Source organism: Brachybacterium vulturis (assembly GCF_043641765.1).
GTDB lineage: Bacteria > Actinomycetota > Actinomycetes > Actinomycetales > Dermabacteraceae > Brachybacterium > Brachybacterium vulturis_A.
In genome coordinates this window covers 1-15,474 of record NZ_JBHZRO010000033.1, presented here as the reverse complement: position 1 = coordinate 15,474, position 15,474 = coordinate 1, and the positions used below count along the sequence as shown (strand labels likewise).

15 protein-coding genes and 1 pseudogene are annotated in these 15,474 nt (G+C 61.9%); 6 read left to right on the top strand and 10 right to left on the bottom strand.

Translation table 11 applies throughout. The features are described 5' to 3' along the window. Positions 1–500: 500 nt before the first annotated feature. Entirely contained in the window at positions 501–728 is a 228-nt protein-coding gene (locus ACHUEU_RS16150; protein ID WP_394217112.1) for a DUF2188 domain-containing protein, read from the top strand. 125 nt (positions 729–853) lie between these two features. Here ACHUEU_RS16150 and ACHUEU_RS16145 read toward each other — a convergent pair whose 3' ends face one another. Then, positions 854–2,518 carry a UvrD-helicase domain-containing protein gene (locus tag ACHUEU_RS16145; protein ID WP_394217111.1) on the bottom strand — a complete coding sequence of 555 codons (1,665 nt, stop codon included), beginning with the start codon at positions 2,516–2,518 and terminating at the stop codon, positions 854–856. Further along, complete coding sequence (locus ACHUEU_RS16140) at positions 2,515–4,134, bottom strand: ATP-dependent nuclease (protein WP_394217110.1); 1,620 nt, start codon at positions 4,132–4,134, stop codon at positions 2,515–2,517. The genes ACHUEU_RS16145 and ACHUEU_RS16140 overlap by 4 nt, the downstream gene beginning before the upstream one ends. 1,535 nt (positions 4,135–5,669) lie before the next feature. Between ACHUEU_RS16140 and ACHUEU_RS16135 the strand changes: the two genes are divergently transcribed. Continuing rightward, entirely contained in the window at positions 5,670–7,634 is a 1,965-nt protein-coding gene (locus ACHUEU_RS16135) for an HsdM family class I SAM-dependent methyltransferase (protein WP_394217109.1), read from the top strand. Then, on the top strand, positions 7,621–8,151 hold the full coding sequence (locus ACHUEU_RS16130) for a restriction endonuclease subunit S (protein ID WP_394217108.1): 531 nt from the start codon (positions 7,621–7,623) through the stop codon (positions 8,149–8,151). The genes ACHUEU_RS16135 and ACHUEU_RS16130 overlap by 14 nt, the downstream gene beginning before the upstream one ends. Positions 8,152–8,204: 53 nt before the next feature. Here ACHUEU_RS16130 and ACHUEU_RS16125 read toward each other — a convergent pair whose 3' ends face one another. The 5 genes from ACHUEU_RS16125 to ACHUEU_RS16105 all read right to left on the bottom strand — a co-directional run bounded on the left by ACHUEU_RS16125 (position 8,205) and on the right by ACHUEU_RS16105 (position 11,171). Continuing rightward, positions 8,205–8,429 carry a helix-turn-helix domain-containing protein gene (locus tag ACHUEU_RS16125; protein WP_394217107.1) on the bottom strand — a complete coding sequence of 75 codons (225 nt, stop codon included), beginning with the start codon at positions 8,427–8,429 and terminating at the stop codon, positions 8,205–8,207. A 27-nt stretch (positions 8,430–8,456) separates the two neighbouring features. After that, positions 8,457–8,894 carry a tyrosine-type recombinase/integrase gene (locus tag ACHUEU_RS16120; protein WP_394217113.1) on the bottom strand — a complete coding sequence of 146 codons (438 nt, stop codon included), beginning with the start codon at positions 8,892–8,894 and terminating at the stop codon, positions 8,457–8,459. A 645-nt stretch (positions 8,895–9,539) separates the two neighbouring features. Continuing rightward, complete coding sequence (locus tag ACHUEU_RS16115) at positions 9,540–9,755, bottom strand: helix-turn-helix domain-containing protein (protein ID WP_394217106.1); 216 nt, start codon at positions 9,753–9,755, stop codon at positions 9,540–9,542. Positions 9,756–9,786: 31 nt separating this feature from the next. Next, positions 9,787–10,620: a tyrosine-type recombinase/integrase gene (locus ACHUEU_RS16110; protein ID WP_394217105.1), complete on the bottom strand. Its 834-nt coding sequence runs from the start codon at positions 10,618–10,620 to the stop codon at positions 9,787–9,789. A 221-nt stretch (positions 10,621–10,841) separates the two neighbouring features. Continuing rightward, positions 10,842–11,171, bottom strand: coding sequence for a helix-turn-helix domain-containing protein (locus tag ACHUEU_RS16105; protein ID WP_394217104.1), 330 nt, complete (start codon positions 11,169–11,171; stop codon positions 10,842–10,844). 340 nt (positions 11,172–11,511) lie between these two features. Here ACHUEU_RS16105 and ACHUEU_RS16100 point away from each other — a divergent pair, with 340 nt between their 5' ends. Next, on the top strand, positions 11,512–12,459 hold the full coding sequence (locus ACHUEU_RS16100; RefSeq protein ID WP_394217103.1) for a hypothetical protein: 948 nt from the start codon (positions 11,512–11,514) through the stop codon (positions 12,457–12,459). A gap of 287 nt (positions 12,460–12,746) precedes the next feature. Here ACHUEU_RS16100 and ACHUEU_RS16095 read toward each other — a convergent pair. The 3 genes and pseudogenes from ACHUEU_RS16095 to ACHUEU_RS16085 all read right to left on the bottom strand — a co-directional run. After that, positions 12,747–13,178 (bottom strand): annotated as a pseudogene (locus ACHUEU_RS16095) (helix-turn-helix domain-containing protein); the annotation flags it as partial. 214 nt (positions 13,179–13,392) lie between these two features. Further along, a complete protein-coding gene (locus ACHUEU_RS16090) occupies positions 13,393–13,632 on the bottom strand; it encodes a hypothetical protein (RefSeq protein ID WP_193107391.1) in 240 nt (79 codons plus the stop codon). Then, positions 13,629–13,880: a ribbon-helix-helix protein, CopG family gene (locus tag ACHUEU_RS16085; RefSeq protein WP_394217102.1), complete on the bottom strand. Its 252-nt coding sequence runs from the start codon at positions 13,878–13,880 to the stop codon at positions 13,629–13,631. Before ACHUEU_RS16085 ends, ACHUEU_RS16090 begins: the two co-directional genes overlap by 4 nt. 276 nt (positions 13,881–14,156) lie before the next feature. On the opposite strand from ACHUEU_RS16085, the gene ACHUEU_RS16080 reads away from it, so the two are divergent. Both ACHUEU_RS16080 and ACHUEU_RS16075 read left to right on the top strand, forming a co-directional pair. Beyond that, positions 14,157–14,588, top strand: coding sequence for an Hsp20/alpha crystallin family protein (locus tag ACHUEU_RS16080; protein WP_394217101.1), 432 nt, complete (start codon positions 14,157–14,159; stop codon positions 14,586–14,588). Positions 14,589–15,015: 427 nt separating this feature from the next. Continuing rightward, positions 15,016–15,333 (top strand): hypothetical protein, encoded by a 318-nt coding sequence (locus ACHUEU_RS16075; RefSeq protein WP_394217100.1) that lies wholly within the window; start codon positions 15,016–15,018, stop codon positions 15,331–15,333. The last annotated feature ends 141 nt before the right edge of the window (positions 15,334–15,474 follow it).

Here is a 15,474-nt window from a genome sequence, read left to right as displayed (position 1 = left end):
CGAGCGCGCCTACACCGCTAAGCTAGCGCTCGCGGCGTAAAAAACCCCCGTGTCCACGAACCGGGGGTAGGCCCCAGGTACCCCTCACCGGGGCCGCACCTTTCCTCCACAGTGCGCACTTGTGGACGCCCGGCGTTGGAAGGGGCTCCAGGCCCTCTACGTCACTGGCCCGGAACACCCGTCGGCCCTCTGGAACACCGCGGCCCCAAACGCGGCGCCGGGTATAGCCGCTGACCGACGCTTCCAAACGACTTCCGTCCCGAGCTATGTACGGTCAACCCCTGTGCCGCAACCGGCATCCCACCTGTTAGCCGATAGGGACTGCCGCGCGGACCCCCGAATGCGAAGGACCAGTTCGCCGACTCCGTCGAAACTCCCTCGGAGAAGACACCACGCAGATACCGAAGATGCTGGTACTGCGAGTCGGCCCCAGGCGATCCACCGCGATGAGATAGTGACAGCGTGCGAAGCCCTCGCCGAGGGCTGGAAGGGGAACTGTCATGACTGACAAGAAGAACATGCACACCGTGCCCACAGGCGACGGGTGGACCAACCGGCGGGAAGGGGCAAAGCGAGCCTCGAGCGTGCACGACACAAAGACCGAGGCGCAGGCAGCCGGCCGCGAAGCAGCGAAGAAAGACGGCGTCGAGCACCTGATCCACAAGAAGGACGGCACGATTGGGGAGCGGAACTCCTACGGTAACGACCCCCACCCACCAAAGGGCTAAGGAAATCACGCACCGTCGGCCCGCGACTGGAGGCCCGCTCGCGCCGTAATGACCACGCCGCGGTCACTACGTACGAGGCACACAGAGTCCCGCGCCGGCGGTCCCTACGGAGACTCTTCCGGGCCTCATGTGTTGGCCGGGGCACTCGTCGCCAAATGTGCTTGGATCTCCTCCGGTGAGGAGAACTCAGCGTGGATCCTGGACCACCAACGGCTCTGCCTGGCCTGGTACGGCCCGTACATTCCGTCCGCCATCCGCGTCCGCGTCACGACCAGGCCGTGACGCGCCCTTGAGAGCATGACCAGCAGAACGCGCTGCTCCTCGGCCAGAGCATCCCCCTGGCTGTTCCTCTTGCCCGGCAGATGCCCTTCTTCCACGCCGACAACGAACACCCAGTCGAACTGCTGGCCCTTCCCCGTGTGGGCGTTGAGCAGGTGGATGCCGGGGCCGATGGACTGCCTGGGGTCCGAAACCCTGATCGACCTCACTGCAGCCCGCGCCGTCGTGGCGCTGCTCTGCTCCAAAGTGTCGAACGCGCCGTCGACCAGCTCGCGAGTGTCGACGTCGGCAGGGTCGACGGCATCGAGTACCGCCAACCTCGCCTCGGCGATACTCGCTCCGCGCGGTAGAGCGGCAACGGTCGACTGGATGAGGGAGACGGTTTCGGGGTCGTCGATCGCGAGGTCCCATCGGCGTACAGGCAAGGCCTTCTCCTCCGCGAATGCCGCGTCGATGTCCTCTCTGCGCCAGCCGGCCCGAGCGATGATCCCGATGGAAGCTTCCGGTACTTGGCTCAGGATCGATCCCGCCAGACGTGTCAGCAGCTCTGCCTCAGCAGCGCGGTTCTGGAGGACGAGAGCGGCGGAGCATCCTCTGCCGGGCCATCGCTCCGGTTGCGCGGAGACCAGGCTCGATCCTGGATCAACCTGCTCACTGACCGAATTCACCGTCTCCAGTACCTTCGGGGAAGAGCGGTAGGACTCGCGCAACCTGATCGGTTCGCCGCAGATCCTCCTGATTTCATCTTCGACCTGGGCGGGTGCAGCTCCGGCCCACGAGTAGATGCCCTGGAGGGGGTCCCCGGCGAACGTCCGTCTCGACGAGCAGCCGAATAGGGCGAGGTCGAGCTGCTGCAACGATAGGTCCTGGAACTCGTCGACGAGGACCGCGCCGAAGTGCGCCTGGTAGAGGCGGGCGACGGCGGGGATGCGCAGGAGCCGCTGCGCGTGCCGGAGAAGGTCGTCGTAGTGCAGCTGATTTGCCTCCTGCCGCGACCGCTCCACATTCTCCGCGAGCACAGTGGCCTGACCGAATTCCTGCTCCTGGACGGCTTCCAGTACCTCAGCGTCTGACAGCGGCCCCCTCTTGATTTCGGCGAGCATCCGCTCCGCGTCGTACATAGCAGGGCCACTACTTCCCGCAGCCTCCATCGCCTTCCGCAGGGTGCTGGTCTTCGGCAGTTCAAGACTTCTCATGTCCAGGCCGATGGTCCTGCCGTGTGCGAGCACGATCTGCGTCGCGAAGCCGTGGAGGTTGCGGACAACGATCTTCCGCCGCGCCCGTGCCTGGCCGAGCACCGAACGGAGTCGCTCTTCGAGGTTCGAGCGGGCCCTCTTGGTGAAGGTCAGCGCGAGCACCCGCTGGTTGTCTTCCAGTAAGTGGATCTGATGAGCGGCGCGGTGCGCCAAGACCTCGGTCTTGCCGCAACCCGGCGGTGCGATGATCAGCAGGTGGTCCTTTTCGGAGGTCGCCGCATCCAGCTGCTCCCGACTTAGCGAGAACCCGCTCACTGCCTGCTCAGCTCGTCCACCGCGTGCGCGAGCCGCGCAACGCTCCCAATCTTCTCCGCGGTCTCCGCGGTCAGGCCTTCGGCGATGCAGGTCGCCGCCTCGACCTTGCCCTTGTCCCGGCAGAAGGCCGCCACCGCTTCGGGAGTGATCTCGTCGATCACAGCGACGCCCGCTGCCTGACGGATCCCCTGTTCTCGACAGAACCCTCCGTCAATAAGGGCCTTCGCCGCCACCGGGCCACCGAGCGCGCGGGAATACTCATCCTCGAGATCCGCGTCGGAGATGAACACCTTCTCGTCGATGACGTTGCGTGGCCTCCCTCCGAATGCGTGTACCCAGGACCCGCTTTCCTTGTCGTCGACCAGGCCAAGCAGGGTCGGTCCAAAGCCGTCGGGGCCGAGAAGCGGGAAGACGTTCTTGAACTTGTCGGCTCCGTCCAGCTCGACGACCACCGCGCCGAGCCGGTCGAGGTCGATCCCGAGCTTCTGTGCCACCGCCTCCATGATCACCCGATCGGCATCGCCCTCGACAAGAATCACGAACCGCGCGGTCAACGCTTCCAAGAGCCGCGGCGACCACCAATGTGCCCGTACCTTCTCGATCTTTGACAATCTTCCCGCCCCGATCTGGTGGCATGCGCCATGGCGATCGACCGCAATGACCTCCGACGGCTCGAAGCGGTGAAGGATGTACGGCGAATGGGTGACGATGATCTTCTGGTTCCCCTCGCCGCTCAGGAGGTCCGCCGCTGTCCGCTGGCTAGTCGGATGCAAATGGATCTCGGGCTCGTCGATCGCCAACACATTGGCAGCACCCTCGGCCAAATCAAAGAGTGTCATTGACATCAGCTGGCGCACGCCATCCGACTGCTCCATCAGTGGCACCTGATCGCCGCCGCGGCTCAAGAAGAGTGACACGTCCTGTAGCACGTCGCTGGAAGGATCGGTCACGCTCCTGACCGAGAAGTCCTCCTTCGTGACGGTGCGTGGCATCGAACGACTGAGGTGCCCCGCGACGCGGCCCAGCAGCTTGCCGACCGATGCGTTGCCAGCGAGCTCATCGTTGAACTGCTTGAGTAGAGCCTTCAAACCCTCCTCGTTCGCCCCGAGGTCAGCCGCCGCCAGCAGTGTCTGGACGGGACTGTGCGGTCCCTCCATCATCGACGCACCACGGGTCGCCCTCAGATAGCGCCAGCCGAACCCTTCCAGCTGCTCACGGCTGGGCACTCTCTCATGCCCGCTCTCCGGGAACCACCGGCGGATGGTGACCGCTTCATCGTCTTCGGGATCGAGCTCCACCATCATCTGGACCCAGAGGTACTCGCCGGTCTGGTCCGCGGCGATGCTGATCTCCGAGGGGAAGGACCGGCGGTTCTTCTCCGTGAAGTCTGACCAGCAGGCGTTCACCACGAGCGGCTGGTCGGGGTCGCGCAGATCGCTGGGTTTGAGCGCCTGATAAAGACCCGCAGTGCTCGTCCCTAGCAGCAGGTTCAGCATGCGCAGGATCGATGACTTGCCCACGTCGTTCGCCCCCACGATGACGGCGTGCCGGCGCACCTCGAGATCCAGGTTCTGGATCCGGCTGTGGTTGATAATCGCCAGTCGGGACAGACGCATACTCGGCCTCGCCTCCTCAATTCCTGGATCAAGAGCCCAGTTCTAGCGGATATCCTACGGTCTCATTGAACCATTAGATGCGTGGTGAAATTCAGAGCCGTGCCCATGGCCAACTGTTCGATGGCCCTTCCCTGGGCGGCTCTCCCTGTCTGTGGCCATATGGGTGTGCCTGTCAGCGGTAGGTAGCGGTATTCCTGTGGCGGTACGTGGCGGTGCAGACGCGGCTTGTTGGTTCGGACCGCGTGAAGTGGTGGACCTCCGAGCCGCTGCCGGGCGAGGCTCGGGCCATGCGCCGAGCGGTGCTGTTCGACCTCGACGTCTATCCCGGCACCGACGCGCCCACCCCACGCCTCGCACCTACCCCCTCAACTGCGAAGAGCCGGATTAGTCACTCCTCGCTGTACCGCTATCTCAGCTGACGCCGGGATGAGCTCAGGATCCGTCTCCAGATTGTGAGAGCAGTTGATCCAGCTTCCGGCGCGCGTCACTCGCTGTTTTTTCCGCTCTCTCGAGTTCTTGCACGGCCCGCGCTAAGGCACTGGCACGCCGACGTTCAGCCTCCTGCTTGCGGGCTCCCACTTCGACGATCTTCTCTGAGGACACAACACCTCGGAGCTCATAGCATTTCAAGCACCGATAAGTGGAGAAACTCGGTCCTGAGCTGGTGTGGTGAACTTGCTGCTGGATCCGGTGGCCGCAAGTCAGTAGGCACTCCCAGACGTCGAGTTCTTCGACTGGAGGTCTAGAGCGGCGGAGGATTCTCGCTACGTACTCAAGTTGTGCTTTCGAGAGTGGCAGCGGTGGGCAGCAGTCCCCACAGTGCGTGGCGCGTGAGCCGGCCATACTCCAGAGGTGCGATTCGCAATCGGGATGGCGCTCGCGGAATCGCGCCCTTTCGGCGTCGTACTCGACGCGCTCATCGCGGGAGAGATACATGGTGGCGGGCCAATCCCCGAGGTTGTCGACTACTGGAAGCCCACAACCGCGGCACGGCTCCCCATTGGCAGCTTCTTCACGACTGAGGTACATGTCCTTCGTTGCCCACTCGCGCGAACGGGCCTCGAGGCGTTTGGCTCGCGTCTCTTCCTTCAGCGCTGTGGTCAGCTGACGCTTTCTTGCTCTGTCGGCCTTCTGGTCACTCGTAAGTGGCAAGGGATCTCCCCTGGTCGCGGTGGTCACCTGGAAAGCGCCGCCTGGGTTCCGGAACACCCGACGAGTCTCGGCGTGGGAGCCTCGTGCACCACAACGGACTGCCTCGACGGACATCTGGTGCAGAACATTATGGTGCGGCAGTACGACACAGAGCGCCCCCAGGCGGCGCGGCACGCCCCGCCGATGTGGCTGGAGTGCCAGAACCGACCGTTTCTGGCACACCCTTCAGGTGACACATGGGGCCGAGATCTGGCGGATGACGGGCGTCTCACCGTCAACAGCGATCCACTGCCTCAGGCGGATCAGGCTGCTGGGAGGCGTCCGCCCGAGCTCCTTCACTGGCGTAGCATCTCGAGGGTCCAGGACTGACAGAAGGAGTAGACGTGCCCAACGAAGTGACTGGCACCGATCAACATGTTCGCGACCTCGTGCGAGCTATCTCTCCTACTTCAACCCTTTGGGAACAAGGTGACGGCACTCCGGATCTAATTGCAGCCCTGAGGGGCGGCAGCAAGGGAGTGGGCGGAGGAATCGGCAAGCCTGAGTTCATGTTCTACTCCAATCACCATTTGGTCATTATCGAGGACAAACGGCGTCATGAGGACCTCATTTTCCTCGACGATTCGGGCGACGTAGATTGCGCATATCCCGCCCGGCAGCAATATGCCACCAATGGCGCGGTTCATTATGCACGACATATTCTAGACAATCTCGGCCGCGTTAAAGGAATCTTTGCCATCGGCGCAGTCGGCGATAGTACACATTTCCAGACAGACGTCCGTTACGTTACAAGGTCGGCAATCAAGGCGCTCCCATTCACCACTGATTTCTCAGAATTTGCGCCCGGAGAAATCGATGAATTCTACCGAGTGTCGGTACTCGGCGAGTTGCCCCGAGAGGAGCGAAGCCTCCAGGCGGTTAAGCGGATCGCAAGTCGTGTACATGAGGACATGAGGAACTACGGTTCTCTTGAAGGAGAGCGGAAAGCAACAACGGTTTCGGCCATACTTCTCGCCCTGAAGAATCCCGACTTTAACGTCAGCCATTTGCGAGGCTCCACTGTTGCCGAGCAGAATGACGGCCAGAAGATCTACAATGCAGCCTCCGGCTACCTAGACAGTCAGTACGTCGGCGCAGAGGGCGGAAACCAGCGACGGGGGGCGATTAAAGACGAGTTCTCCTTTTTGCGCTCTTCGGTCACGCTGAACTCACCGAGGTCAGATCTGGGCGGCAAGACGCCACTTCGGGTTTTTGCCGAAACTCTCGGCTCTGAGGTTCTTGACTACGTATCAAGTACCTCCAGCTTTGATATTCTCGGGAACTTCTATGGTGAATTTGTCAAATATGGTGGATCCGATGGAAATTCGCTGGGCATCGTTCTAACACCTCACCACATCACAACGTTAATGGCAGACCTTATCGATGTGGGTCGCGACGACTACGTTCTTGACCCATGCGCAGGTACAGCCGCTTTCTTGGTTGCCGCAATGCGTCGTATGATTGAACGTTCAGATGGTTCCGACGAGGCTCTTGACGATATTAGATCGCATCGCCTCCATGGCGTCGAACTGCAGGAAAAGCTCTACGCAATTGGCGCTACGAACATGATCTTGCGCGGCGACGGGAAAGCGAATTTTCGGCGAAATGATATTTTCCATATCGACGACGCCGAGCTTCGAACCTCTATTGTCAATGGTGTGGAGGTCGAACACGGGTTTACCAAAAGCCTAATGAACCCTCCCTATTCGCAAGGCAAATCGGAGAGTACGAGAACCCTTTCGGAGCTGCATTTTGTTATCCGGGCGCTCGACCTTCTCAACCAGGACGCGTTGTTGGCGGCGATCGTGCCGGCGTCGGTGATGACGAACGCAAAGAAGAATCTTGGCACCAAAAACGAGCTGTTGAGCCGACATACGCTCGAAGCCGTAATCACGATGAACACTCAGACATTCTATGGAGTCGGTACTAATCCGGTTATTGCTATATTTAGGGCTGGCGCTCCTCACCCTGACGATAAGCGTGTGTCGTTTATCGACTATAGGGACGACGGTATGACTGTTCGGCCACACGTAGGCCTCGTTGGTGATGGCACGCAGGAGTCGAAGCGGCGGCATCTTTTGCGCGTGTTTCGAGGCAATGAGGATGAAGGAAGCCACTTCATCGTCAAGTCTCAGATTCGGGCGGAGGATGAGTGGCTCCACGCTTTCTACTATTTCAATGACGAACCTCCTTCTCTGGCTGATCTAGAAGGAAAGATGGGGGATTTTATTGCGTTCCAGCTCGACATGATGCTACACAATCGAGGTTATTTGTTTGAAGGGTCGGAAGACGCTAATGATCGGACCTGATACCCAATGGCGAGAATTTCCCCTGGATGAAGTTGCGGTCATAGCGTCCAACAAGCGTTTGGAGCGGTCAAAGCTTGTGGATGGGCCTACACCCTATGTTGCTTCAAGTGCAGTCAATAACGGGGTGACGGCTTTCGCTGGGAACTCGCACGTGGCCCTACGCGAGAATGTTCTCGGCGTGAACTATAACGGGTCCGTCGGAAAGGCCTTCTATCATCCCTATTGGGCTCTGTTCACGGACGATGTTAAGACGTTGAGACTTAAGAGCGGTCCCAATAATCGACATACTCTTCTTTTTCTCGCTACATGTATTGAAAAGCAGCGTGGCAAGTATGAGTATGGGTACAAATTCAATGGCGCTCGCATGGCTCGCCAGAAGATCCTGCTTCCGGTTGACGCTCAGGGGGAACCCGACTGGAGCGAAATGGAGACTACAATGAAACTGATTGAACAGAGGCTACTCAGATCAATCAGTCATCGAATGGGCGCGATTCATACTACTTGGCAAGCGCCTTGATTTAATGGGAACGGTTGGCACTTAGGTGTTAGCTCAACCTTGTCACCTGGTGCTCAGACTGACTTCTGTCCGGTGCTAGTCGTGCCGTAGCAGCGCTGGATATAAGCCTCCAGTTCGGTGGTCTCGACGCGCCACTGGCGGCGTCCGCCGATTTGTATAGCGGGCAGCTCGCCAGAACGAACAAGCGAGTACGCCTGTGTACTGCTGATTGAGAGCACTTCCCTCACTTCGTCAAGGGTCATGAACCGACGATCGAGCACGCTGGTTCGTTGAGACATCTGATGGACTCCTTCGGTCATGCTGGTCTAGGCGACCAAGCTGATTCCGTCGACGATTGAGCGTGCCTGGGTGGTGTCGAGGCCTACGTAGATCGCCGTGGTCTCCGGCTTGGAGTGCCCCATGAGTTTTTGGACCAAGAGGAGGTCTCGAGAGCTTCTGTACGCTTCGGTGGCGAATCGGTGTCGCAAAGTGTGGGCACTCCATTTGTCTGGAAGTGCTTCATTGATGAGCTCTCCAACTCGCACGGGCTGCAGGTGTGTGTCGGCGTACCGGCCCTTAGATGGAAAGAGCCAGGGGATATCGGGCGATACATGGTTGAAATGGTGCGCTACGGCTGCTGCGGCGGCCGATGTAAGGGGGACTGTGCGCTCGCGCCGGCCCTTTCCGTGCACGATGAGGGACGTGCCAGCCTGTTCGTCGATGACGTCTGGGCGAGCGACTAGCGCGATCTCTGCGCGTCGCAGGCCGGCGGGGCTTCCGCAGCTAGCGTGATCATCGCTCGAACCCTGACGTCAGCCGCGAACAGCGCCTTGCGGATGATCGGGTCCGGGCACGGCCGAGGAAGGGGCTTGGGCGACCGGGCCGGCGGGATGAGCGCGAGTGGGTCTGCAATGATCCGGCCTGTGCGATGGAGCCAAGTCGTCCAGATCCGCAGGGAGGTACGAGCACTGCGGCGAGTCGCGGCTTTCCAGCGAGGGTTCGCCAGGTATGCGGCCAGCCATTCCAGATCCAAAGGGTCAGTCTCGGGCGGCACTCCGTTGAGGTAGCGGCGGACGTGATATTCGCGGAGTCGCACAGTCGTCTCGGACCGTTCCGAGGCGCGAAGCCATGCGGTCCAGAGAGGTAGTTGTGCGATGACGTCCATGCTCGTCACTGTGCCCAACGGCGCCGTCTGAGTTCCAGAGGACGTCGTGCCTTGTGGATCGGTGGGCTGTGTGGAGGAGAGGTGCAGCGGAGGGGCGGTTACCGCGGCTGCTCTGCGAAGAAGTTCATCCAAGAGTCACCCAACCATGGTGCGGCGACCTCGGGCTTCGCTGAAGTCGACCTCGATCACGGCACCGGCTTCCCTGCCCTCGAGACTCTTAATCAGCGGTTCTCTGGTCCTACACTCAGCTTCCTGTCGCCGGCTCGAAGTACGACCTTTGAATGAAAGCTTCAAGCTCAGCATTTTCTACGCGCCACTGACGACGTCCTCCAATGCGGATCGCACGGAGATTGCCCGAGCGAACTAGCGCGTACGCTTGCGAGCTACTGATGGAGAGCACTTCACACACGTCCTCGAGGCTCATGAACCTTCGCTTGAGGGTGCTGGTTCCGTTCTGCATTCCGTGGCCTCTCGTCGTTGAGTATGCCGCTCTAGGCGACAAGACTGATTCCGTCCACCACTGTCCGAGCCTGCGCGGTGTCGAGTCCGACGTAGATGGCTGTGGTTTCCGGCTTGGAGTGCCCCATGAGCGTTTGCACGAGGAGCAGATCGTGCGAGTTCCGGTATGCCTCGGTCGCGAAGCGATGGCGCAGGGTGTGGGCGCTCCACCGACCGGGGAGCGCTTCGTTGATCAGCTCTCCCACTCGAATAGGCTGGACGTGAGTGTCTGCGTACTGACCCTTGGACGGGAAGAGCCACGGGAGCTCCGGCGAGACGCGCATGAACTGGCGTTGCACCGCATCAGAAGTTGCTGCGGTCAACGGGACCGTGCGTTCGCGCCGGCCCTTGCCGTGGACGATGAGGGAGCTGCCAGCTTGCTCTTCGATGACATCAGAGCGAGAGACAGTCGCGATCTCTCCGCGTCGTAGCCCGGCTTCTGCGGCGAGAGTGATCATCGCCCGCAGCCTAGTATCCGCGGCGAGCAACGCCTTCCGGATGATCGGGTCAGGGCATGGTCGGGGCACGGACCTGGGGGCTCGTGCTGGAGGGATCAGCGCGAGTGGATCGGAGAGGATCCGTCCTGTCCGATGGAGCCAGGTGGTCCAGATGTGTAGAGAGGCTCTCGCGCTCCGCCGTGTGGCTGCCTTCCAGCGTGGGTTCGCGAGGTAAGAGACGAGCCATTCGAGATCCAGTGGATCAGTTTCGGCGGGTAGTCCGTTCAGGTAGCGCCGGACGTGATATTCGCGCAACCGCACAGTCGTCTCGGACCGCTCGGAGGCACGAAGCCAGGCGGTCCAGAGAGGGAGTTGTGCGATGACGTCCATAGGCGACACCGTGCACCAGGACTGCACGGGATCTCGAGGGCCCTCAAGCGTTTGGGGATAACCCGATGGTGTGGAGGAAAGGACCTGCAGCCGTGGCGCTACAGTGGCGCCTCGGCTCGGAAGGACATCCAAGAGTTACCCGGCCATATAGCGTCGACCTCGGGCTTTGCCGAAGTCGACCTCGATCAGGGACCCGAGTTGACGGTCCCCTAGGCTCTTAATCAGTAGGTCCGGGGTTCGAGTCCCTGATGGCGCACCGCGAGCGAAGCCCCACCGGTCACCCGGTGGGGCTTCTTCGTGTCCCGGAACAGCCCGAGGCCGTCGAAGAGGTCACCCACCGACACGTCGAAGTAGTCGGCAACGGCCTCAACCTCGCTCGCCTTCCACATCGCCTCCCCCTTCAGCTTTGCGAAGACCCGGGTCTTGCCGATCCCAATGATCGGCGCGAGGTCCACGGCTCGCACACCCCGCCCGGCTGCGAGCGCCCGGACGGCGGCGGCGATCCGCTCGTCGGTAGTTGGAGCTTCTTGGTGTGCGGACTGAGAGGTCATGTGTGCAATCTACCGCTCCAGAACTCAATGGTCTAGCGTCAACTACCGATCGACGGTTCACAGGTTCACTTTTTTGAAGTAACGTTCACTTCATGAGAAGCCAGGCGCCGTATGCAGACCTTCTCCTCCGCCAGTTGGGTCACGGAGGACTGTGGGAGCGGGCGATGGAGCAGCGTCGCTCCGTCCGACCTCCAAACTGGGCTGAGCTCGCCGAGCGGCTTGACGCCGAGACCGACGGAGCGGTGGTGGTGAAGGGCGAGATGCTGCGGAAGTGGCTGCTCGCAGCTGAGGACACCCGAAGGGACCCGCCAGGACGCAGGATCCGCGACGGGGCTCAATCATGACCACGCCTGCTGGTCCCGATTCTGCGGAATTTCTCCAGGTAATGGATGCGCTGGCCTCCAACGCCGAAGGGTGGAGCGGCCCTGCCGGAGACGATTTCGCTGCTCTGATGAACCGTGTGTTCGCTCGCAAGATCGCGCGCATGCAGCGGGACTCACGCACCGGTGCCGTTCTCGTTGATGCATCAGATGCCGTCTCCGAAGCCGTGCTCGTCGTCGATGGACCCGCACGACTGTCTCTGCCGCAGAACGTGCGCCGGATCCTGATGATGGAGAGCCCGCTCGGCTATGTAGTGGGCGCCGTGGCGGCGAACCTCGATCGTGCCGAGTTGGCGGGGCGCATGGGCGCTGGCTCTCGGCAGGTGACTCGCGGGTCAACTCGAGTGCTGCATTTTGATGAGCTGGCTCGGTTGCCGGAGAGCGATCCGTTGGACCGGTTGGCAGCTCGGCCCGCATGGGCGCGCGGGGAGTGCGATGTCTCGGCGGAGGCACGCGTTGTCGTTCGCTCGTTCGTTGGTGTTCTCGCGCAGAGGTTCCGGGTTCAGCCCGAAGTGGTTCGGCGAGGGCTCGAGGTGGCTGGAACGGCTGCGGTAGCGGGGGATGCCGGAGTCGGCATGACACCAGCGACGGCGCGACGCCGGGTCGGGCTGTTCATGAAGGAGCTGCCTGCGCTTAGGGGGTCGTTCGATCGGTCGCAGGCGCAGGCGTTCGCCTGGCTGCTGTTCGGGACGGAACGACACCCGGAGTGGTCGTTGCTGGCGGAGTGCGCTCGCGCAGTTCGCGAGGGGGACGCAGTGAAGGTCTCTCCGTGGCAGGCCCGGCACGCGCGCATGGTGGCGGCGCGTTCGGGGCAGGCGCGGCGCGAACCAGGTCGTCAGCCTGCCCTGTTCCCTGCCCCTGCCCCTGCCCCTGCCCCTGCGACGAAGTCCCGGCGCTTATCGGCATAGACAAACGGAGCGCCGGCCCAAGGGCCGGCGCTCCGGAGAAGCGGATTCGGAATTTCAAGGTTTTGGCGGCCTATTCCGAGTCCCTAACCCCATCAACCAATGAGAGGTGTTCGCTCATGGTACGCCGGACAGAGACAGAGGATCAAGATTCCCTGTGGGCACTAGGTGTTGCGGGTCATGACGTTGTAGTCACGGAGTGGGGATGAAGGAACGGGTCCCTGACCGGCACGATGGGTGGTGCTGAAGCCGTCCATCTGCTGGAAGAGACCCGTTCCATGACCCACCGTAATATGGCCGGGGAAGCGGGCGATGATCTTCCCGGTCTCGCGGTTGTTCTCACCGGTCGAGTCGAGGTCACGGCGAAGAGAGATCCCGAGGCGCTGCAGCCATCTGCCGATGGTGCGGACGCAGTAGTGGTGACCGCGGCCGGCGAGTTCGAGGGTGATCCGGCGGGCAGACCATTTGCGGTCTCGTCGCCACGCGTCGATCAGCTCGAGGACCTCGATCGGCAGCCGCGAGGGCCGTCTCGCGGGGGCGTTGGTGCGGTCTTCCAGGGCCTCGACACCGTCTTCGCGGTAGCGATGGACCCACTTCGTGAGCGTGGATCGAGCTACTCCTGCTTCGGCGGCGACGTGCGCGATGGGTCGGCCATCATCTTCGACACGTTGGACCAGGCGGAGTCTTCCGGCGGGAGTCAGGGGCGAATTACGGTGGGTCATGGAACGGGTCTCTTCCAGCAGATGGACGGCTTCAGCACCACCCATCGTGCCGGCCAGGGACCCGTTCCTTCATCCCCACTCCGTGACTACAACGTCATGACCCGCAACACCTAGTGCGCATATTGTTGATTATGCGCACTAGCTGGATGGCCTCCCCGAGGCGTCTCCGCCGGGGCGCCCGCCCCCAGACTGCCGGCCTCGCGGCGGGCTCGCATTACGAGATGAGCGTGAGGTACTGCTTGCGGGCGCGCATCGAGTGGATGATCTCCTCGGTGCCGTCATCCCAGATCAGTACCACCAGCTCGAGAAGACGAGCGTGGGTGTCGAACCCCAGGCGCAGCTCGCGTTGCGGGTTCTCCTCATCCAGTGGCGCTACGTACACCGCAGTGCTGGCCGCGTGAATGGACTCCTCGGGAGCAATGTCGTGCTTGAGCGCTGAGGGCCGGACCCTCACGCGGTCGTCCACTCTCGCACTGCTCGACGGATCGCTTCGGAGCGATTCAGGTGCTCGCGATCAGCGCGCTGCATCAGCGAGGTAATTTCTTCGTCGGTGAATCGCACCGGCACAACCTGTGCCGCTTGCCCACCACGGGTGGGCCGTCCGCGCTTGCGCAGCTGCTCCACGTCGTAGCCAGCCTCGGCTTCAGCAACCCAGGCATCGACCTGATCCTCGGGGACCTCATGACCTTGCATCTTCCTCATGCCGAATATTGTAATACGCATATCGGTGGCATGGCCAGCCCAGGCCATGTGCGACCTAAGCACGGTGACTGCACAAGCCGTCGTTCACCGCGGCGCGCGGCGCACCCAGGGGTGCCCAACCCTGCTGCGGGAGAGCAGCTGAAGCAGACGCTATGGGCAGATTTTAAGGCTGGCACTCTCCGGGCGAGAGTGCTAATCTGCTCGCAGTTGAGTCGAACAGACTCAAGGTTGGTAGGCCACCAATCCCGGAGGTGGCCGCGACAGGAAGGAGACATCATGGCTACCTACGACCCGTTCCGCGAGATGGAGCGCCTCGCGAACAACTTCCTCGACGCTGGGCGACGAGGCCCTCGACAGATGCCGATGGACCTGTACCGCGCCGGCGATCACTACGTCCTCTCCGCCGACCTGCCGGGCACCGATCCCGGCTCGGTCGATATCGACGTCGACGGCCAGCTGCTGACCATTCGCGCCGAGCGGACCCTCGAGACCGACGAGCAGGCACAGTGGATCACCCGAGAGCGCACGGGAGGAACCTTTCTTCGCCAGCTCAGTCTCGGACAGGGCCTGGACACCGAGCACATCTCCGCGAGCTACAACAACGGGGTGCTCAACGTGACAATCCCGATCACCGAAAAGGCCAAGCCCCGCAAGATCGAGATCACGACGCAGAACGCTCCCCAGCAGATCGAATCCTCGTCATCCTGACCAATCGGTCACCCTTTACTGAAGGCCCCCGGCATCCCGCGAAGCCGGGGGCCTTCGGCGCGCCACCCAGAAGCCAGCCGGGCAGGCCCTTCCGCTGCACCACTGACTGGAGGGGCATCGCGCCCCTTTACGTGTCCACGACGAGCCAGCCAGGGGCTATGGCGTGCGCCTGCGCCACGGCGACGCCGACCTGAAGACCAGCCCGGCAAGCATGAAGCACACCACCTCACCCTCCGCGAAGCTCCAAGAGCTCCGCTCAGAGCTCTTCATCGACAGCACCGCGCGACCACCCTTCACCCCGACGCACCCCAAAAAAGTCCTATTTCCGAGATGTCCGATTCCTATAGCGGCAAGTTCGGTGGCGGCATTGGAAGGAGTAATTCGGCGCTACTCTGTAGAAATTGCGGCGGACGTCAACGGAGGAGTCATGGACGAAGTGAGCAAACGCCTGGAAGCAGCCGTTTGGCTCGAGGGTGTGGCGCCGGAGCTGCCCAAGGAGACATGCGAACGCTTCACAGAAGCCGTAGTGAGTTACTACGAGCTTCCCGCAATCGACGGACGACAGCGCGGCCCGATAGAGAGCCTCAAAGAGGACTACCTAGCTTTCGCAGCGATCCTGCAGATCATGCAGAACGAAGACCCGCTGGAAGCGATCAGCCTCCACCCACGGGTGGCCCAAGCGGAACTCACCGCGTGGATACGGGGCTCCGCCGCGCTGGCAGCCACGGATACGGACCTCGCTTAGCACTCCGGACTGGCTAGCGCCGCAGTCCGCGCGAAACTCGGACACTAGGTAGCGGGATGCAGCCTGAATCGGCCCAGGTTTGATGCCGTTGCTGTTTGAGTCCGAGAGGATGGACAGCATGCCGAAGAAGATCGATCCCCA